Here is a 19679-nt window from a genome sequence, read left to right as displayed (position 1 = left end):
TGGTGGTGAGCCCGCAATTCTGGAGATGAAGCGGGGGTCTGTCAACGCTTTTTTTCACTTTTTTTCACATGCGTCGCAAACCCATTGATACGCAAGGTTATTGGCCCGGCAGTGCCAGCGCCTCGTCGGCGAAGATCGCCACGTGCGGCACGCCATCGGTGCCGATCCAGCCGCGATACATGCCCTGGGTGTTGAATGGCGTCGCTGCGTTGCCGTCTGCGGAGAGCACGATCGCGCCGCCGTCGCCGCCCATCTGCGGAATCGCATCGTTGATCACGCCGGCGCCGGCCTGCTGCGGCGACTGCCCGAGGTAACGCATGCGCGCGCAGATCTCATGCGCGGCGGCGGTACGGATGTAGTACTCGCCCCAGCCCGTGCCCGAGACCGCACAGCGTGCGTCGGCCCAGGTGCCGGCGCCGATGATCGGCGAGTCGCCGACACGGCCGTAGCGCTTGTTGGTCATGCCGCCGGTGGAGGTGCCGGCGGCCAGATGCCCCTGCGCATCCAGCGCGACCGCACCGACGGTGCCGAAGTGCCTGGCCGTTTCCAGGTCCGCGTGGGCCTGGCCGGCCGCTTCTTCCTTCAGGGCCCGCTGCAGCTGGTTCCAGCGCTTGTCGGTCCGGAACCAGGACGGGTCGACCAGGGACATGCCCTGTTCCACCGCGAACGCCTCGGCGCCCTGCCCGACCATCATCACGTGCCTGGACTTCTGCATGACCGTCTGCGCGAGCAGGATCGGATTGCGCACGCGCTGCACGCCGGCCACCGCGCCAGCGGCCTGGGTGGCGCCGTCCATCACCGCGGCATCCAGCTCGTTGCGGCCCTCGTGGGTGAAGACGGCGCCCCTGCCGGCATTGAAGGTGGGATCGTCCTCGAGCACGGTGATCGCAGCGGTGACCGCAGCCAGCGCCGGCCGACCCGCCGCCAGTTCGGCGTGGCCCTTCAACAGCGCCGCCTTGAGCGCCGCGCGCGCGGCCTTCTCCTCGGCCGGCGACAGATCCTTGCGCTCGACCCCTGCCCCGCCATGGATGACCAGCAGCGGCGAGGTGGATGGCGCTGCCTGCGCGAGCAGAGGCAGGGACAACAGGGCAGACAGCGCAAGGCGAAGTTTCATGGGTACGTCTCCAGGAAAATGTAGTGGCGCCGGGCCATGCCCGGCGGAAAGAACGGTGCGGCCAGGCCGCCGGGCATGGCCCGGCGCTACCGGCGGGTGATTTCGATCTCACCGTCGGTGATGTCGGCCAGGGCGTGGTAGTCGACGTCGGCCTGGAAGTCATCCAGGCGCAGGCGGCCACCGCTGGCGACCACGGTGACGGGCACGGCATGGAACTGCAACGGCTCGCCTTCGACCAGGCGGTCGGCGTCGCGGCCGGGGCTGACCACCCAGACCTTGCCCTGGCCATCGGCGCTGTACACCTGTGCCTGGCCGTCGGGCTCCACGCACAGCGCGGTGTCCTCGTCGATGCCGATGCCGGTCATGTCCGGGTCGCCGCTGTCCTGCGCGGCACGGGCGACGAACACGATCAGGCGACCGAGGCGGTCGCGCCGGTCGAAATGGGTGTCGGTGACCACCCGCTGCAGGAACGGCAGCTGCAGGAAGCCACGATCCAGGGTCACCGCGCGGCCCATCGGGTCGGCCATCGCGCTGGCCGAATCAATGCTGCCGCCATCCAGCGCGCCGTAGGCGTAGCCGCCCAGGATGGCAAGCCCGGCGCTGGTGCCGGCGATCGGCTTGCCGGCGCGGACGTGCGCGTTGAGTGCGCGATTGAGCGCAGTGCCCTTCCAGAAGCGGATGTAGCGCGACTGGTCACCACCGGCGATGAAGATCGCATCGGCCGCGGCAACCACGCGCAGCACGGCCGGGTCATCGGCGCCGCGGCGGTGGTCGAAGACCAGCGTCTGCACCGCCGTGGTGCCACCGATCTCCCGGTACAGGCGTTGCTGCAGCTCGTCGCTGCCGGAGGCACGCAGGATCAGCACACGACCGTTGCCGGCCTGGCGCAACCACCACCGGAAGGCCTCGGGTACCCATTCGCCGCCGCCCATCAGCATCATCGCCGGCGCCCGCGGACCCGGCCGCGGGGCGTCCAGGTCACCGACCTCGTAATAGGCGAAGCCAGGGTCGGCCAGCGCCTGCGCCATTGCCGCACCGGGCCAGACGCTGGCCAGCAGCAGCAGCGCGAGTACCCGGACGCGTGGGGTTCGAAGGGGTCGCATCTTGATCTCCCTGAACAGAATCGGCCTGCAACCGTTTTCACTCTTTGCCAGACCTGCCCCCAGTAGTCAAGGACATAAAAAAGGCGTTAAATGCGCGCGCCCATTCCGAAGTGTGAATGGGGGACAGGGCCCCTCCTCTGCGGGCCGGCATTACTTCGAGAATCTCTCATGCGTAGACAGGCGATGGCGTGGTCGATCCAGCTGGCGTTGATGGGCGTTGCTGCGTCGGCGGCTGCCCAGGCACCCGGCTCCTCTTCGGTTCAACAACTGGATGCGGTGCAGGTGACCGGCTCGCGCATTCCGCGGGCCCAGGTGGAGGGCCCGGCCCCGATCACCGTCATCAATGCAGAGCAGATCCGTTCGAGCGGCTTCACCACCGTTCCCGATGTGCTGCGGGCGATGACCCAGAACGGCGGCGAGACGCAGAGCCAGCAATCCTCCGGCGGCGCCGATTTCTCGCCGGGCGCCCAGCAGGTCGATCTGCGTGGACTGGGCCCGAACCACACCCTGGTGCTGGTCAATGGCCGCCGCATCGCCGATTTCCCGATGCCGTTCAAGGGCCGCAGCAACTTCACCGACGTGTCGAACATTCCGCTGGGCATGATCGACCGCATCGAAGTGCTGACCGGCAGTGCATCGGCGATCTACGGTTCGGACGCGATCGCCGGTGTGGTCAACTTCATCCTGAAGAAGACGGCCGATGGCACCACCGTCGACATGCGCATGGGCACCACCACCGAGGGCGGTGGCGAATCGTTCGACATGAGCCTGGCCAGCGGCTTCAGCCGCGGCAACTTCAACGCGGTGTACAGCGTCGAGCTGCAGTCGCAGGCGCCGCTGTGGGCCCATGAACGCGAGCTGCAGGACTCGACCCAGGACGGCCCCACCGAAGGTTCGCGCATCGCGCGCCGCGCCTACCTGCGTACCGATTACAACGACGACTACCTGGACCCCGGTGCGGCCACCTGCGAGGCGCTGGCCGGACAGAACCAGGGCAGCACCTACCGCGCCTTCCGTCCGCGCTACGGCTACTACTGCGGCAGCGACAGCTCGATCGGCTACGGCACCATCCTCAGCAAGCGCCGCGGTGCCAACGGCTACGCCTCGCTGAGCTACGACTTCGACAACGGCCAGCAGTGGTTCGCCGACGTGCAGCTGGGCTACCACACGATGTCGTTGATGCGCGATGTCACCTCGTGGGGGCGCATGGCGGCCGACGGCGACGAATCGGGCTACTTCAACAACGAAGCCACCGGTGAGATCGAGTTCTGGCAGCGCCAGTTCTCGCCCGAGGAAATGGGCGGGCTGCGCAACGCGATGGTCCGCAGTACGCAGAAGACCTTCAGTGTCACCACCGGCTTCAAGGGCACGCTGACCGGCCGCTGGGACTACGAGGCCGCGCTGAGTCACTCGCAGTACCAGTCACGGATCAGCTGGCCGCAGATCATCGCGGCCAAGGCCAACGACCTGTTCCTGGGCCCGCAGCTGGGCGAGGACGAGGAGGGCTTCCCGATCTACAACGCCGACCCGTCGCGCCTGTACCGGCCGCTGACCCGCGCCGAATACGATTCGATCGCCGCGCGCACCACCTATACGCCGAAGTCGCGCACCGAAACCGCAGCGTTCACCCTGACCAACGGTGCGCTGTTCGGTCTGCCCGGCGGCGACGCCGGTTTCGCCGCGACGGTCGAGGTCGGCCAGCAGGCGTACTCGCTGAACCCCGATCCGCTGGCGACGCAGTACTACTACTACAGCTGGAAGGATTCGAACGGCAAGGGCTCGCGCAACCGCTGGGCCAGCGCTGCCGAACTGCGCATGCCGCTGCATGAGACGGTCAACCTGAGCGTGGCTGGCCGCTATGACCAGTACCGCTACTCGGGCCACACCATCGGCAAGGCCACCTGGAGCGGCGGCCTGGAATGGCGCCCGCTCGACAGCCTGCTGGTGCGGGGTTCCTATGGCACCGCGTTCCGCGCACCGGACCTGCACTATGTGTTCGCCGGGCCCGGCAACGACGAGACCAGCGCCGAGGACCTGTACACCTGCCGCGCCGAGGCCGCCGAGGATTGCGCCGACTACGAACGCAACGTGATCCGCAGCCGCAGCGGCAACCGCCAGCTGGAGCCGGAAACCAGCACGTCCTGGAGTGCCGGCTTCGTGTGGTCGCCGGCGGCGGGCCTGGACCTGTCGGTGGACTGGTTCGACATCGACATGCGCGACCAGGTGCAGGACATGGACGTGCGTTCGATCCTGGCCGATGAAGCCGACTGCCGACTCGGCGATGCCGACATCGGCTCACCGACCTGTGTCGATGCGCTGGCACGCGTCACCCGCAGCGAGGACGGCCGCCTGTACGGCGTGCACGTCAACCCGATCAACGTGGCCCGCGAGTCCACTGCGGGCATCGACGTGGGCCTGCGCTACCGCCTGCAGACCGGCATCGGCGACTTCATCTTCAACGGCACCCATACCTGGGTGAAGAAGCATGACTTCCAGCGCTACGCCGGCGACCCGACCGAGGACCAGTTCGCGGTCAACAGCGGCTTTGACATCCCGCGCACCAAGACCGGCCTGAGCGTGACCTGGGAACGGGAGGCGTGGTCGGCCACCGTGTACGGATCGCGGCTGGGCAAGCTGCCGACCTCGGACAGCTACGACCAGGTGTTCGACTGGGAAAGCGGCGACAGCCCGTACGTCAAAGCGACCTACCGCTACAACGCCTCGCTGCAGTACCGCTTCGACGACCATTCGCGCCTGTCGCTGTCGGTGGTCAACGTGTTCAACAAGATGCCGCCGAAGGACAGGACCTACACGGCCTACCCGTACTACGACGTGTCCTGGTTCGACACCGTGGGTCGCACCCTCAATCTGCAGTACACCCACAAGTTCGGTGGCAGCGCGCTGTAAGGCGATCCCGCCCGGAACGCGATCAGGGCCCCCGCTTCGGCGGGGGCTTTTTCGTGCCGGGGCTCCTGCTGCCTGAACGGCAGCCGCGCCTGGCCTGATGCCCGGGAGGCCCGGCCATCTTTTAGGACACGGCTGATTCCGGCGCAGTGGAGGCGCTCCCTAGGATGGGGCCATGTTCCGGTTCCCACGCCCTTCCCTGCCCCTGGCCGCGCCGCCGGCCACCGCCTCGGTGCTGCTGCGCTGGCTGACGGTGTGCGTGTTCCTGTGCCTGCTGGCGGCGACCGGTTTCTACCTGATGGCCGCGTTGACAGCGGACATCTCCACGCATCGCCGCAACATGAATGCCGCCGCGTACCGGGCGCAGATCTACTTCGACCAGCGCGAAGCCCTGCTGCGCTACCTCGGCGACTCGGTGGTGGTCGGCGATCCGGCGGCCACGACCAGCGAGGCGGTGCGGCAGCTGCCGCTGGACGGCCCGGGCGGCACCGCAGGCCAGCGCCTGCTGCTGTCACCGCGTGCCGAACATACCCTGCAGGCGCTGCAGACCCATCTGCTGCTGGTCGACGCCAGCGGTACGCATTGGCTGGCCGGCGGCCAGGCCGACGTGGACATTGCCCGCCTGCCCTCGCTGCAGACATTGCAGGCGCGCAGCGGCAGCCTGCGTGGCAAGGACCCGATGTACTGGTTGCGGCCTGGCGACAGCGGCGTTGCGCTGGCGCAGCCGGTGCAGGCCGGTCCACGCCCGGCGCAATGGCTGGTCCTGCTGCTGGATGGCGCGGCGGCCGCCGCAATGATCGATGGCCAGGGCATCGGCGGCTACGCGCTGCTCGACCGTGACGGGCAGCCGGCGTTGTCCAGCCTTGCCCCGCGCCTGGACAGCGCCGGCTGGACCACGCTGCAGCATCGCCAGGATGACAGCTTCGGCGCGCTGTGGAGCGCTGGACTTCCACGCGGCGTGGCGCTGGTCAAGAGCGTCGGCGACGATGGCTGGCGGCTGGTCTACCACCTGCCGCCACGCCTGCTGCTGGGCGATCTGGCGATGCCGCTGCTGGCCAGCGGCGCGTTGCTGCTGTTGGCAGGACTTGCACTGCGACTGCTGCGCCGGCGCGTGGACCGGCAGTTGATCCAGCCGGCCCTGCTGCAGCATCGACGGCTGCTGGAAAGCCTGGATTTCAGTTCCACGGTGATCGATCTGGCGCCGGTCGGCATCTGTGTCCTGCGCCGCAGCGACCGTCGGCTGCTGCTGTGCAACCAGCTGCTGCGCGACTGGCTGGGCGAAGAGGAACAGGACGGCGACTGGCAGGCACCCTGGCGCGGCCACGCCGGCGAGCGCGGACGCAGCCTGGAGTTCACCGCGCGCGACGGCCGCCAGCTGCAGGTGCTGCATGCGGCGTGCCGCTACCAGGACGACGATGTGCTGCTGTGCGTGTTCCATGACATCTCGCGGCACCGCCAGGCGCAGGCGGCGCTGTCGTCGGCGCGACAGGCCGCCGATGCGGCCAACCAGGCCAAGAGCGCGTTCCTGGCCACCATGAGCCACGAGATCCGCACCCCGCTGTACGGTGTGCTCGGTACGCTGGAACTGCTGGGCCATACCGCGCTGGACGCGCGCCAGTCGCAGTACCTGCGCACCATCGAGAGTTCGTCGTCGGTGCTGCTGCAGCTGATCAGCGACGTACTGGACGTGTCGAAGATCGAATCGGGCCAGCTGAGCCTGGAACCGGCATCGTTCTCGCCGCGCGAGTTGTCCGAGAGCGTACTGCGCAGCTTCGCCGCCGCCGCCACGCGCAAGGGCCTGCAGGCACTGGTGTGCACCGACCCGCGCCTGCCGACGCGGGTGCTGGGCGACGCCGACCGGATCCGCCAGGTGCTGGGCAACCTGCTCAGCAACGCCATCAAGTTCACCGACCATGGGCGGATCGTGCTGCGGGCGCGGCTGGTGCAGCGCGAGGGCGAATCGAGCGTGCTGGCCTGGCAGGTCACGGACACCGGCGCGGGCATCGCCGCCGAAGAACAGGCACGCCTGTTCGAACCGTTCCGCCAGGTCCGCGGTACGGCCAGTGCCCAGGGCACCGGCCTGGGCCTGTCGATCAGCGACCGGCTGGTGCGGCTGATGAGCGGCGAACTGCGGGTGGTCAGCGAGCCGGGGCTGGGCAGCAGCTTCACCGTGCGCCTGCCGTTGCCGGTGGTGGCGGCGGCCGAGGATGGACCGCCGCTGCTGCCCGAGCCGCCGGTGTATGTACGTGGCCGCGACCGCGAACTGGTCGACAGTGCCTGCGGCTGGCTGCAGCGCTGGGGTGCCAGTGCGCAGGCGCTGCAGGGCGATCCGCGCCTGCTCGACCAGACCGGCGCCATCCTGCTGGATGCAGAAGCGGACCTGCCGCTGGCATGGGACGGGCCGCGGGTACTGGCCTCGGTGGACGGCGGCGACCAGCCGACGCCGGCCGCCGATGGCGCCCTGCTGGTGACCCTGCATGGCATGACCGCGATCGGCCTGGCCATCGCGCGCCAGCAGCAGCACTGCACGCTGCTGCCGGCGTCGGCGCACGATGTACAGCCGGTGCCGCTGGGACTGCGGGTGCTGGCCGTGGAAGACAATCCGATCAACCGGGTGATCCTGGCCGAACAGCTGCAGGCGCTCGGCTGCGAGGTGGAACTCGCGCAGGACGGCGTCGAGGCGCTGCAGCGCTGCCAGACCCGCGACTTCGACCTGATCGTCACCGACATCAACATGCCGCGCATGGATGGCCACGCACTGGCGCGACGCCTGCGCGCCGAGGGCGTGTCACTGCCGGTGATCGGTGCCACCGCCAATGCCACCGCCGAAGAGCGTGAGCGCTGCCTGGCCAGTGGCATGCAGGGCTACCTGAGCAAACCGATCGATATCGCACGCCTGCGCCAGGCGCTTTCCGCCGTCCGCCAAGGAGACCCCGCATGACCCAGCGCGTCCTGATCCTGGAAGACCAGCCGTTCCAGCGCGGCTATCTCGTCAATCTGTTCAGCGCGCGCGCCGGCGTGCAGGTCGATGCCTGCGAAGACGTCGATGCGGCGATCGCCCTGTGTGCCTGCCAGATCTACGACCTGGTGGTGAGCGACCTGCTGATGCCGGGCCAGGATGGCATCCAGTTCATCCAGGCCTTGGCCGCGCAGCCGCGGCCGCCACGTCTGGCAGTGGTCAGCGCGGCGTCGCGGCGGATGATGAGTTCGGCCCGGCTGATGGCCGAATCGCTGGGGCTGGAGGTGGTCGGCCTGCTGTCCAAGCCGGTCACCGCCAGCGACGTTGAAACGCTGTTCGATGTGGTGGCCCAGGCTCCTGCGGCGGCGCGGGCGGGCCCGGCGGCGCTGGCCCCCGAGCCGGATGAAGCGCAGCTGCGGCAGGCTCTCGCCGATGGCAGTCTGACCGCCTGGTTCCAGCCGAAGAAGTCGCTGCAGACCGGCCGCGTGGTCGCCGCTGAGGCGCTGGTGCGCTGGCGCCACCCACAGCTGGGCACGCTGGCGCCGGGCAGTTTCCTGCCGGCGCTGTGCCGTCATGGCCTGGAGGGCGAGCTGCTGCGCGCGATGCTCAAGGCCAGCATCCAGGCGCAGGCACGCTGGCGCGCGCAGGGCTTCCGCGTGCCGGTGTCGATCAACCTGCCGCCGCACCTGCTGGAGCAGTCCGACCTGCCCGACGAACTGCTTGCACTGACGCTCGCTGCGGGCGGCCATCCGGCCGATCTGTGCTTCGAGCTGATGGAGAACAGCACCACCCGCCATGTCAGCGATTTCTACGCGGGTGCATGCCGCCTGCGCATGAAGGGCTTCGGCCTGGCCCAGGATGACTTCGGCCAGGGCCTGAGCTCGGTGCACAACCTGGTCAATACGCCCTTCACCGAGGTCAAGATCGATCGCGCGCTGGTCAGCGGCTGTGCGCGCGATCCGGCACTGCACCTGACCTTGTCCACGGTGATCGCGTTGGCCAACCAGCTGGGCCTGACCATCGTCGCCGAGGGCGTGGAAAGTGATGCCGACCTGGCCGCGCTGCGGCAGCTGGGCTGCAACCAGGTGCAGGGCTTCCTGATCTCGCAGGCGCTGCCGTCGGACGACTTCACCCGGCTGCTGGACGAAGATCCCGCCCCGCCGGTCAGCGCCGGGGCCCACGCTGCATCGCGCTGACAGCGGCGGTGGAAAGGCTTCACAATCCCCTCAAACGGCATTGACGATCCTGTCGTTGCAGCCGCCCGCGCCGCACTCCGGGGCCCTTCCACCCACCACCGACGATTCCCGCTCCGAGACCTGACATGCCGGCCGAGGCCGCTCCCGTACGCCGACTCGCTCGCCGTTCCCTGCGCGTGCATGCCCTGCTGATCGGCGTGGTGGTGCTGGCAACGCTGCAGGCCGGCCTGCTGCTCTCCACCGGCAGCCAGCTGTTCAACGAAGAACAGAGCAAGATCCGCTACCACTTCCGGCGGCTCGATGGCACCTTGCAGGAACAGGAACGCTTCCTGCGCCAATGGCGGCTTCACGATGTCGGCAGCCGCGGGCAGGCGGTGGCCGACAGCGGCAGCGCGCCGCAGGGTGGCCCGCTGTTCGCCAATTTCGCGCAGATCGGCAGCGGCGATGACGCGTCCGCAGCGCCGGCCGAACTGGGTGACCGCTTCCTGCGCTTCCATGGCGCGTTCTGGGCTGCATCGCGCTTCCCGCCGCCGCAGTGCCTGCTGGTGGATGGCCTGGGCCAGCGCGGCCTGCTCGCTCCCCTGCAGACCTCCGCCAGCGATGCCGGTCAGAGCAGCCCGCACCACCTGCAGCCGGCCCTGGCCGCGATCCACCAGGTGCTGCGCGAACGCCCCGCGCTGCGCCGCGGCAACATCATCTGGGCGCCGGTGGCGTGGCGCGACGGGCAGACCCGGCTGCTGACCATCGCCCATGCACCGCAGGATGCACGGCTGTGGGGCGAGCGCAGCGAGGACTCGCTGGCCGCCCTGGCCTGCCTGCTCGACCCTGGACGCGTCGATGACTACCGGCAGGTGATGGGAACGGCAGTGTTCGAGCGCCTGTCACTGTTTGATGGCGGTGGCCGGCTGCTGCTGGGTGATGCCGATGATGCGCGGCGCAACGGTCCGGCCTGGCAGGCCGGCCGCGATGGCCTGGTGTTCCGCATGCACAGCGAGCGGGGCTGGCTGGCGGTGTACCACGTGGGCTGGCAGCAGGTGTTCCAGCATCCGCGCGGGCCGCTGCTGGGCAGTGTCGCGGTGGCGTTGCTGCTGGCCATCGGTGGCGTCCTGATCCTGCGCGCCTACCGGCGTTCGGTGATCGAGCCGTTGCGTCGCAACCATGCACGGCTGCTGGAAAGCGAGGCGTTCAGCCGCACCATCCTCGACAACGCACCGATCGGCCTGTGCCTGCTGCGGCGTAGCGACGGGCGCGTGCTGCTGGACAACGCGCTGGCGCGGCGCTGGCTGGGCGAAGACCACGATGACGGCGGCTGGCATGGCCCTTGGCGGCGCAGCGTGCTGTCGGCCGGTCGCACCCCGGTGGGCGATGGGCTGGCCTACACCACGCCGGACAGCCGCCACCTGCTGATCACCGCGACAGCAGCGCGCTATCGCGGCGAACCTGCCGTGCTGTGCCTGTTCATCGACCTCAGCAGCCAGCACGAGGCAGAACAGGTGCTGCAGCAGGCGCGGCGCGCGGCCGACCAGGCCAACCGGGCCAAGAGCCAGTTCCTGGCCACCATGAGCCACGAGATCCGCACACCGCTGTACGGCGTGCTCGGCACGCTGGAACTGCTCGGCCTGACCCCGCTGGACGCACGGCAGCAGGACTACCTGGGTACCATCCAGCGTTCTTCTTCGACACTGATGCAGCTGATCAGCGACATCCTGGACGTCAGCAAGGCCGAGGCCGGCCAGTTGAGCCTGGAACCGGGCCCGTTCGATCCGGTGCGGCTGACCGAGGATGCGCTGGAGTCCTATGCGGCCGCAGCGGCGCACAAGGGCCTGCAGTTCTATGCGTGCATCGATGCCGACGTGCCCTCTGCCGTCAGCGGCGACGCGGCCCGCATCCGCCAGATCCTCAACAACCTGATCAGCAACGCGCTGAAGTTCACCGACAGCGGGCGCGTGGTGGTGCGTCTGGCCGCGCAGGACGTGCACGGGCGCCCAGGGCTGCGCTGGCAGGTGGCCGATACCGGCATCGGCATTGCCGGTGAACACCAGGCGCACCTGTTCGAACCCTTCTTCCAGGCCAACCCGGGAACCGATGCGATGCGCGGTACCGGGCTGGGGCTGGCCATCTGCGCGCACCTGGTGGCGCTGATGCAGGGCCAGTTGCGGGTGGTCAGCGAGAGTGGCCTGGGCAGCAGCTTCAGCGTTGAGCTGCCACTGCCGCCGGCGCCATCCGATCCCCTGCAGGCGCCGCCGCCACGGTTGCCGCCAGCGCTGGCGGTACAGGTGCGCGGCGGCGTGCGCGAATTCGCCCAGTCGATCTGCGAGCGGCTGCAGCAGCGCGGCGCGCAGGCCAGCCTGCATCGCGAGGACAGCGAACTGTGCGATCCGGCGACGGTGATGCTCGATCTGGTGCTCGACGAGGGCACACCCGACTGCAGTGGGCCGCAGGTCGTCGCCTGCCGCGACGGCGGAATGCAGCCGCAGCCGGTGCAGGGCCATTGGCAGGTCGGCCTGCACCGGCTGGACGCCATCGTGGTGGCGCTGGCCGCAGCCAGCGGACGGCCGCTGCCGGCCGATGCCCGCGGGCACCTGCCGGTACCGCGCAGGTTTGGCCTGCATGTGCTGGTGGCCGAGGACAATCCGATCAACCAGGCGATCCTGCGCGGCCAGCTGGAACAGCTCGGCTGCCACGCGGTGGTCGCCAGTGATGGCAACGAGGCGCTCGGCTACTGGCAGCAGCGGCCCTTCGCGCTGGTACTGACCGATCTCAACATGCCCGGGCTGGATGGGTATGGGCTGGCGCGCGCGCTGCGTGCACGCGGGGTGGGCGTCCCGATCCATGGCGCTACCGCCAACGCCGACCCGACCGAACGGCAGCGCTGCTACGACGCAGGCATGCAGGGCGTACTGGTCAAACCGATCACGCTGGAAGCGCTGCAGCGTGTTCTGGCGCAGGTGGCCGCACCTGCACCGGAACCCCCGGCCCGCGCAGAAGCCGTGCAGGTCGACCCTCCGCTGCGGGTGCCGGACACCATGCAGACCCTGTTCCTGCAGACCATGCAGGCCGACCTGGACAGCCTGCAGCGCGCGATCGACGACCAGGCGCCCGCACGGGTGGCACAGGTGCTGCATCGCATCCGTGGCGCGCTGGTGATCGTCGATGCACCGGCACTGGTGGCCAACGGCGAGCAGATCGAGCAGCAGATCGCCGGCGGAGAACGCCTGCCTGCGCTGCACGCGGCGCTGGCCGGGTTCAGGCAGCGGCTGCAGCGCCTGCTTGAGCCGCTGGCCCAGCGCGGGCCCTCCTCCTCTTCCAGCCCCCCGACATCCCCATGACCACCCGCATCCTCATCGCTGATGACCATCCGATCGTGCTTGCCGGCATCCGCGATGTGCTGGCCGGCGAGCTGGACCTTGAGATCGTCGGCGAGGCCGCAGATCCGGCAACCCTGGTCGAGCTGATGGCCAGCACCCGGCCGCACGCGGTGATCACCGACTACAGCATGCCCGGCGGTGACAGCTTCGGCGATGGCATCAAGCTGATCTCGTTCCTGCACCGCAGTTTTCCCGACACCCCCCTGCTGGTCCTGACGATGGTGTCCAACCCGTCACTGGTGGCGGCGATGTATGCCGCAGGGGCCGGTGGCGTGGTGCTCAAGAGCCACGGCTTGGGCAGCCTGGTGCAGGCCCTGCGCACGGTGCTGGCCGATCGCACCTACCGGCCTGCCGGGCTGATGCCGGTGGCCGCCGCCGCACCCGCCGATGCCGCGGCGGTGCTCGAACGGCTGTCGCCCCGGGAGCTGGAGGTGATCCGGCTGTTCACCGGCGGCATGAGCGTGGGTGATATCGCCCGCCAGCTGCAGCGCAGCACCAAGACCGTCAGTACGCAGAAGATCAGCGCGATGCGCAAACTGGGCGTGGACAGCGACCAGGCCCTGATCGAGTACTGCCTGCAGGCCTCTCTGTTCGGGTGAGTACGGCCTGCCCCCTGCTTTAGGAACCGTCTGATTCCATAGGACGGGGCTGATTTCTAGTCTGGACGCACCCCCCACGGTGCGCCTGTCAACGGTCGCCGCGCAGCCGTGGTGGGACGGACACCCGATGACGCCAGAAGCGGTCATCACGGGGTGTTCCGCAGCGATGCGGCTCCGCCGCGTCAGATCGCGCAGCCGTGCTGCGCCCTGCCACAGGAATCCACCAGCATGAACGCCTCCCCCCCACGGCGCCGCCGTGAGCCTGCCTGCGCGCGCGTGGCGCGCCATCCCCTGATTCCCAGCCTGCTCGCCAGTGCGCTGTGGGCCGTATTGCCGGCCCACGCGGGCGAACTGCAGGGGCCGCTGAAGGTCGTCGATGGCGGCTCCCTGCAGCTCGATGCCTCCGATACGCTGCAGCATGCCGGCAGCGGTTTCGCGCTGGACGTGAACGGCGTCGGCAGCACTGCCTTCATCGATGGCAGCCGCATCGAGATCACTGGCGGGGGCAGCGGCGTGCAGGCCTCCGCAGGGGGCAGCGTGCTGATCGAGGGTGGTCACCTCCAGCTCGGCAATGGCAGCGCCAACGTCGCCTATGCGTTGAACGCCACGGGTACCGGCAGCGAGATCCACGCCAACGGTCTGGTCATCGACGCCTACCGGAACGTCTCCGGCTACGGCACGGTTAATGCCACCGGCGGTGGCAGGATCTGGCTGCAGGGCGGCAGCGTGAGCAGCGGCGGGCATGCGCTGTATGCCACCGGGCGTGGCAGCGAACTGCATGTCGCCCGAACCACCATCAGCAATGGCGCCAACAGCACGGCGTACGCGGAAGGCGGTGCGCTGCTGTCGCTGGAATCGCTGACGATGACCTTCGCCGAAGCGACCAGCGGCAACAGCGGGCGCCTGTCGTCCAGTGGCGCGGACAGCGTGCTCTCGCTGCGCGATGTGGACGTGGTCAACGGCTACTTCGACATCGGCAACGGCGGCACCCTGCGCACCGTGGGCGGCAGCGCCAGCAGCAACGGCGGCAGCGTCCGCCTGCTCGGCAACAGTGCGAACAAGGTGTACTCCAGCGCCGACATCACCGGCGGCCGCTTCGAGACCGTCGGCGGCTACGCGGTCAACGTCAACAGCTGGGGCCAGCTGACCGCCAACGGCGCCCACTTCACCGTGCGCGATGGTTTTTCCGGCATCTGGCTGTCCGGCGCGGACTCGCTGGCCGACCTGACCGATACCAGGATCAGCACGTACGGCGACAACGGCTACGGCCACGGACTGGACGTCTGGGGCGGCACCGCAACGATCAGCGGTGGCAGCATCGATACCCACGGCGACGGGGTGTATGGCCTGCGCGCCTCGGGCAGCAATCCGCCAACGCCCTACTCGCGCATCCGCGCCAGGGACCTGGACATCAGCACCTACGGCAACGGTGGTGGCGGCGTATTCCTGGGCGGCAGTACGGCCGATGCACAGCTGGACGGCGGCTCGATCACCACGCTGGGCAGTTCCTCGTTCGGCATCGTGCAGATGAACACCGCCAGGCTCAGCGCCGACAACCTGCACATCCATGCGCAGGGCGCGAACTCCGGTGCCTACCGCTCCTACATCACCGTATTCGGTCCGTACTGGGACCGCCTGGTGTTCAACAACAGCCAGCTGCAGACCGAAGACGGTCCGGCCGTTTGGCTGCAGGGCAGCAACCACGAGCTGACCTTCAACAACAGCGACGTCGTCGCGCGCCAGGCCGGCACTCTGGAGGGTGGCCGCCTGCTGCGGGTCAGCGATACCGTGTTCACCGACGGAAGTTCGGTTGCCACGTCCGACATCCTGTTCACCGCCGACAACAGCCGCCTGAGCGGCGACGTGGTGGTCGACAGTGCGACCGCCAACGTGCAGATGAACCTTCGCAACGGCACCCTGTTCACCGGTGCGCTGCGCGCTGACTCGGGATACCAGGTGGCGACACTGGCGCTGGATGGCGGCAGCCAGTGGAACGTGCGCGGCGATTCCAGCGTTGGCACGCTGGACCATGCCGGCACCATCGCCTTCGTCGCGCCCACGGCGGACGACTTCAAGACCCTGACCGTCACCGGTGACTACGTCGGCAACGGCGGCAGCTGGGTATTCAACCGCGCGCTCGGCGATGATGCCTCGCGCGGTGACCAGCTGGTGATCCAGGGCGACAGCCGTGGCAACGCCAGCGTCAGCGTGCGCAATGCCGGTGGCGCCGGCGCATTGACCAGCGAAGGCATCCGCCTGATCAGCGTGGCCGGCCAGTCCGATGCCACCTTCAGCCTGCAGGGGCGCGCGGTGGCCGGCGCCTATGACTACTTCCTGTTCAAGGGCGGCGTCTCCAGTCCGGACGACGGCAACTGGTACCTGCGCTCGGAGTACGTACCGCCGGTGGATCCGCCGAACCCGCCCGATCCGCCGGTCGACCCGCCGATCGACCCGCCGAACCCGCCGCTGCCGCCGGTGGACCCGCCGGTCGATCCCCCGGTCGATCCGCCCGTTGACCCGTTGCCGCCGGCACCGCCACGCGTGGAACGACCGGAGCCGGCTGTGTACCAGGCCAACCAGAGCACTGCGTTGGGCATGTTCCGGCACAGCCTGTACGACCGCGCCGGCGACCCGGCGGGCAGCAACGATGAAGGCGGTGATGCCATTGCCTGGGCACACGTGCGCAGCCGCCAGCCGGACAGCCGCGGCGCACAGGTGCAGGTGGACAGTGAAGCCAACAGCGTGCTGCTGGGTGTCGGCCGTCGCTTCAGCGCCAATCCGGGCGGCCAGCTGCAGGCCGGTGTGATGGTCGGCCAGGGCCGCGCGCGCAGCGACAGCCGCTCGCAGGTGACCAGCTACCGCGCACACGGTGTGGTCGAGGGCACCAGCCTGGGCCTGTATGCGACCTGGCTGCAGGATGCCCGGATGGAACGTGGTGCCTATGTGGATGGCTGGCTGCAGTACGGCCGCTTCCGCAACAACGTGCAGGGCGAGGGCCTGCAGAAGGAGCGCTACCGCTCGCGCAGCTGGACCGGTTCGGCCGAGGCCGGATACGTGCTGCCCCTGCGTCACACCGCGCAGCACGCACTCTATCTGGAACCGCAGCTGCAGGTGATCCACGGTCGCTACGACGCCGACCGCGTGGTCGAGGCCAACGGCACCGTGGTCGAAAGCCGCGACAAGGACAGCACCACCACGCGCCTGGGCGTACGCCTCTACAGCCGTTCGCTGACGCAGCAACAGGGCCAGGTACAGCCGTTCGTGGCAGTGAACTGGTGGTCCGGTGGCAACGAGGCCGCCATCGCCGTGGACGGTGAACGCCTGCGCCGGCAACTGCCGCGCGACATCTACGAAGCTGCGGCCGGCGTGCAGGTGAACCTGTCCGGTGGCTGGCGCGGCTGGGGCCAGCTCAGCCGGCAGAGCGGCGGCATGGGCTTCCACGATGTCAGTGGCCAGCTGGGCCTTTCGTACCGCTGGTGATGCGGACGGCGCCCGGCAAGGGAATGCCGGGCCGCTTTTCCACACAGGACGTGGAAAGCGATGGGGGTTTGGTGTGGACAAGTGCCCGCGAACACCGTGCTGCAACGGTTTCCGGGCATGGTGCTTTTTTGTCCACGGTGCCCGGGAGTTCTCCACACCGCACGTGGAGAGTGGTTGGGATTTGATGTGGACAAGTGGCCGCGAACCCTGTGCCGCAGGCGCTTCGGCGCGTGGTGAATTTTTGTCCAGCACGCAACCGGGTACAGATCCGCGGGCCGCGCCCCACGCCCTCAGCGTCTGCACTGCACCGTTGCACCGGTTTTCCACATCCGGCGTGGAAAGCGATGGGAGTTTGCTGTGGACAAGTGGCGGCGAGCATCACCCTGCAAGCGTTTCGCAGCGTGGTGTTTTTTTGTCCATCGCCACACACGCGAACGCCCCGCTCAGGGCGGGGCGTCCGGGGTCGATCCGTTGCGGCGGGATCAGACGTTGAAGCGGAAGTGCAGCACGTCGCCTTCCTGCACGCGGTATTCCTTGCCTTCCAGGCGCAGGCGACCGGCTTCCTTCGCGCCGGCTTCGCCCTTGTACTTGATGAAGTCGTCATACGCGATGGTCTCGGCGCGGATGAAGCCCTTCTCGAAGTCGGTGTGGATGACTGCGGCCGCCTGCGGCGCAGTGGCGCCCTTGCGCACGGTCCACGCGCGGACTTCCTTGACGCCGGCGGTGAAGTAGGTCTGCAGGCCGAGCAGGCTGTAGGCCGCGTTGATCACGCGGTTCAGGCCCGGCTCGGTCAGGCCGAGGTCGGCCAGGAAGGTATCGCGGTCCTCGTCATCGAGCTGCGACAGCTCTTCTTCGATCGCCGCCGACACCGGCACCACCTGCGCGCCTTCTTCGGCGGCACGGGCACGCACGGCGTCCAGGTGCGGGTTGTTCTCGAAGCCGTCTTCCAGCACGTTGGCGATGTACATCACCGGCTTCAGGGTCAGCAGGAACAGATCGCGCACCAGCGCCTTCTCTTCCTCGTCCAGGCCGGCAGAACGGCCTGCCTTGCCGTCGGCCAGCGCGGCCTGCAGCTTGGCCAGCACCGGCTTGCGTGCCGCTGCGTCCTTGTCGCCACCCTTGGCCGCGCGCTCGGCGCGGTTCAGTGCCTTCTCGACGCTGTCCAGGTCGGCCAGCGCCAGTTCGGTATCGATGGTGTCGATGTCCGAGATCGGGTCGACCTTGTTGTTGACGTGGATGACGTCGGCGTTCTCGAAGCAGCGCACCACGTGGGTGATCGCATCGACTTCGCGGATGTGCGCCAGGAACTTGTTGCCCAGGCCTTCACCGCTGGCGGCACCGGCCACCAGGCCGGCGATGTCGACGAACTCGACCGCGGTCGGGATGACCTTCTGCGGGTTGATGATCGCTGCCAGCTCGTTCAGGCGCGGATCCGGCACCGGCACGATGCCGACGTTCGGCTCGATGGTGCAGAACGGGAAGTTGGCCGCAGCGATGCCCGCCTTGGTCAGCGCGTTGAACAGGGTCGACTTGCCGACGTTGGGCAGGCCGACGATGCCGCATTTGATACCCATGTTTGACAGCTCTCTGGGGTGAAAGTGATTGGGGAAACAGCGGCATGGTCGCTGCTTTGCCAATCATTCTCCGCACCGACCAACGGTCGGTCGCTACCGGAACGGCTACTTCGGGGTATGCAGCCGCTTCATCGCTTCGCTGAAATCGCCCTGCACCGCCAGCGGCATCACGTCGATCGCATCATCGATGGCGCGCGCGATCAGCACGTCGTCGTCCTTTGACGGGCGGCCGAGCACCCAGCCCACCACGCGGTCCTTGTGGCCGGGATGGCCGATGCCCACGCGCAGGCGATGGAATTTGCCGTGGCCGAGCAGGCGGATGGTGTCGCGCAGGCCGTTCTGGCCGCCATGGCCACCGTCGAACTTCAACCGCGCCACACCGGGCGCCAGGTCCAGCTCGTCGTGCGCCAGCAGGGTTTCCTCCGGCTCGATCTTCCAGAACCGCTGCGCGGCGGTGACCGACTTGCCACTGAGGTTCATGAAGGTGGCGGGCTTGAGCAGCCACACCGTCTGCCCGGCGATCTCGACCTTGGCGGTCTCGCCGAACAACTTGCTGTCCACGTTCCAGCGCGCACCGGCCTTTTCAGCCAGGGCCTCAACGAAATGAAACCCGGCATTGTGCCGGGTCCGGGCGTGCTCCGATCCGGGGTTGCCCAGACCGACGATCAGTCGCAATCCTGCCATCGTTCCATCCAGATACGGCGCCTGCCCCGAAGGACAGGCGCCGCGGGGTATTACTCGGCCGCTGCTTCTTCAGCGTCGGCAGCATCCTGCTTGCCGTGCTTGGCAGTGACGATGGCGTCGTCGTGGTCCTTGCCCAGCGCCAGCGCCGGGATTTCCACGCCCTTCGGCAGCTTGATGTCCGACAGGTAGACCACGTCGCCGGCCTTCAGTTCGCCCAGGTCGACTTCGATCGACTCCGGCAGGTCCTTCGGCAGGCAGCTGATGGTGACTTCCTTCAGTTCGTGGGTGACCACGACGTCGGCAGCCTTGCCAGCGGCCGAGGTGTCTTCGTTGATGAAGTGCAGCGGAACCGAAGCGGTCAGCTTCTCGTTCTCGTTCACGCGCAGGAAGTCCAGGTGCATGATCAGCTGCTTGTACGGATGGCGCTGGATGTCACGCAGCAGCACCTTTTGCACCTGGCCGTCCAGGTTCAGGTCCAGGATCGAGGCATAGAACCACTCGTTCTGCTGGGCCAGCCAGATTTCGTTGTGGTCCAGGCTGATGGCGACCGGCTCGGCGTTGCCGCCGTACACGATAGCCGGGATCACACCGGCGTGACGCAGGCGGCGGCTCGCACCCTTACGCTGCAGTTCACGCTTGGTGACCTTGATTTCATGGGTCTTCGACATTTTCGACTACTCAGGTTGTTGCCTTGCCTT

The 19679-nt window shown here is 68.4% G+C and carries 11 protein-coding genes; 6 read left to right on the top strand and 5 right to left on the bottom strand.

What is annotated here, in order from left to right; all coding sequences use genetic code 11:
* Positions 1-97: 97 nt before the first annotated feature.
* A complete protein-coding gene (locus Q5Z10_RS03900; protein WP_303638029.1) occupies positions 98-1114 on the bottom strand; it encodes an isoaspartyl peptidase/L-asparaginase family protein in 1017 nt (338 codons plus the stop codon).
* An 86-nt stretch (positions 1115-1200) separates the two neighbouring features.
* The gene (locus Q5Z10_RS03895; protein WP_303638028.1) at positions 1201-2217 is read right to left on the bottom strand and encodes a cyanophycinase; all 1017 of its coding nucleotides are present in this window, start codon (positions 2215-2217) and stop codon (positions 1201-1203) included.
* A gap of 168 nt (positions 2218-2385) precedes the next feature.
* Here Q5Z10_RS03895 and Q5Z10_RS03890 point away from each other — a divergent pair, with 168 nt between their 5' ends.
* The 6 genes from Q5Z10_RS03890 to Q5Z10_RS03865 all read left to right on the top strand — a co-directional run bounded on the left by Q5Z10_RS03890 (position 2386) and on the right by Q5Z10_RS03865 (position 16723).
* Positions 2386-5124: a TonB-dependent receptor plug domain-containing protein gene (locus Q5Z10_RS03890; protein WP_303638027.1), complete on the top strand. Its 2739-nt coding sequence runs from the start codon at positions 2386-2388 to the stop codon at positions 5122-5124.
* A 172-nt stretch (positions 5125-5296) separates the two neighbouring features.
* Positions 5297-8062 (top strand): response regulator, encoded by a 2766-nt coding sequence (locus Q5Z10_RS03885; protein ID WP_303638026.1) that lies wholly within the window; start codon positions 5297-5299, stop codon positions 8060-8062.
* Positions 8059-9276: an EAL domain-containing response regulator gene (locus Q5Z10_RS03880; protein ID WP_303638025.1), complete on the top strand. Its 1218-nt coding sequence runs from the start codon at positions 8059-8061 to the stop codon at positions 9274-9276. Before Q5Z10_RS03885 ends, Q5Z10_RS03880 begins: the two co-directional genes overlap by 4 nt.
* 176 nt (positions 9277-9452) lie before the next feature.
* Positions 9453-12605: a hybrid sensor histidine kinase/response regulator gene (locus Q5Z10_RS03875; RefSeq protein WP_303638024.1), complete on the top strand. Its 3153-nt coding sequence runs from the start codon at positions 9453-9455 to the stop codon at positions 12603-12605.
* Positions 12602-13243 (top strand): response regulator, encoded by a 642-nt coding sequence (locus tag Q5Z10_RS03870; RefSeq protein WP_303638023.1) that lies wholly within the window; start codon positions 12602-12604, stop codon positions 13241-13243. The genes Q5Z10_RS03875 and Q5Z10_RS03870 overlap by 4 nt, the downstream gene beginning before the upstream one ends.
* Positions 13244-13471: 228 nt before the next feature.
* Complete coding sequence (locus Q5Z10_RS03865; protein WP_303638022.1) at positions 13472-16723, top strand: autotransporter family protein; 3252 nt, start codon at positions 13472-13474, stop codon at positions 16721-16723.
* A 482-nt stretch (positions 16724-17205) separates the two neighbouring features.
* On the opposite strand, the gene ychF is transcribed toward Q5Z10_RS03865, so the two are convergent.
* The 3 genes from ychF to Q5Z10_RS03850 form a co-directional block, all read right to left on the bottom strand.
* Entirely contained in the window at positions 17206-18297 is a 1092-nt protein-coding gene (gene ychF / locus Q5Z10_RS03860; protein ID WP_303638021.1) for a redox-regulated ATPase YchF, read from the bottom strand.
* A 105-nt stretch (positions 18298-18402) separates the two neighbouring features.
* The gene (gene pth, locus Q5Z10_RS03855; RefSeq protein WP_008268208.1) at positions 18403-18981 is read right to left on the bottom strand and encodes an aminoacyl-tRNA hydrolase; all 579 of its coding nucleotides are present in this window, start codon (positions 18979-18981) and stop codon (positions 18403-18405) included.
* Between the two features lie 50 nt (positions 18982-19031).
* Complete coding sequence (locus Q5Z10_RS03850) at positions 19032-19649, bottom strand: 50S ribosomal protein L25/general stress protein Ctc (RefSeq protein WP_303638020.1); 618 nt, start codon at positions 19647-19649, stop codon at positions 19032-19034.
* Between the last annotated feature and the right edge of the window lie 30 nt (positions 19650-19679).

The sequence above is a fragment of the Stenotrophomonas sp. 704A1 genome, from assembly GCF_030549525.1.
GTDB lineage: Bacteria > Pseudomonadota > Gammaproteobacteria > Xanthomonadales > Xanthomonadaceae > Stenotrophomonas > Stenotrophomonas tuberculopleuritidis.
Note: the sequence above shows the minus strand (reverse complement) of the source record. Positions and strands in the feature narration are given on the sequence as shown.

What these genes read in the sequence shown, in the direction of transcription:
- Q5Z10_RS03900 (WP_303638029.1), bottom strand. Translation starts at nt 1,114, where the DNA reads ATGAAACTTCGCCTTGCGCTGTCTGCCCTGTTGTCCCTGCCTCTGCTC.
- Q5Z10_RS03895 (WP_303638028.1), bottom strand. Translation starts at nt 2,217, where the DNA reads ATGCGACCCCTTCGAACCCCACGCGTCCGGGTACTCGCGCTGCTGCTG.
- Q5Z10_RS03890 (WP_303638027.1), top strand. Translation starts at nt 2,386, where the DNA reads ATGCGTAGACAGGCGATGGCGTGGTCGATCCAGCTGGCGTTGATGGGC.
- Q5Z10_RS03885 (WP_303638026.1), top strand. Translation starts at nt 5,297, where the DNA reads ATGTTCCGGTTCCCACGCCCTTCCCTGCCCCTGGCCGCGCCGCCGGCC.
- Q5Z10_RS03880 (WP_303638025.1), top strand. Translation starts at nt 8,059, where the DNA reads ATGACCCAGCGCGTCCTGATCCTGGAAGACCAGCCGTTCCAGCGCGGC.
- Q5Z10_RS03870 (WP_303638023.1), top strand. Translation starts at nt 12,602, where the DNA reads ATGACCACCCGCATCCTCATCGCTGATGACCATCCGATCGTGCTTGCC.
- Q5Z10_RS03865 (WP_303638022.1), top strand. Translation starts at nt 13,472, where the DNA reads ATGAACGCCTCCCCCCCACGGCGCCGCCGTGAGCCTGCCTGCGCGCGC.
- ychF (WP_303638021.1), bottom strand. Translation starts at nt 18,297, where the DNA reads ATGGGTATCAAATGCGGCATCGTCGGCCTGCCCAACGTCGGCAAGTCG.
- pth (WP_008268208.1), bottom strand. Translation starts at nt 18,981, where the DNA reads ATGGCAGGATTGCGACTGATCGTCGGTCTGGGCAACCCCGGATCGGAG.
- Q5Z10_RS03850 (WP_303638020.1), bottom strand. Translation starts at nt 19,649, where the DNA reads ATGTCGAAGACCCATGAAATCAAGGTCACCAAGCGTGAACTGCAGCGT.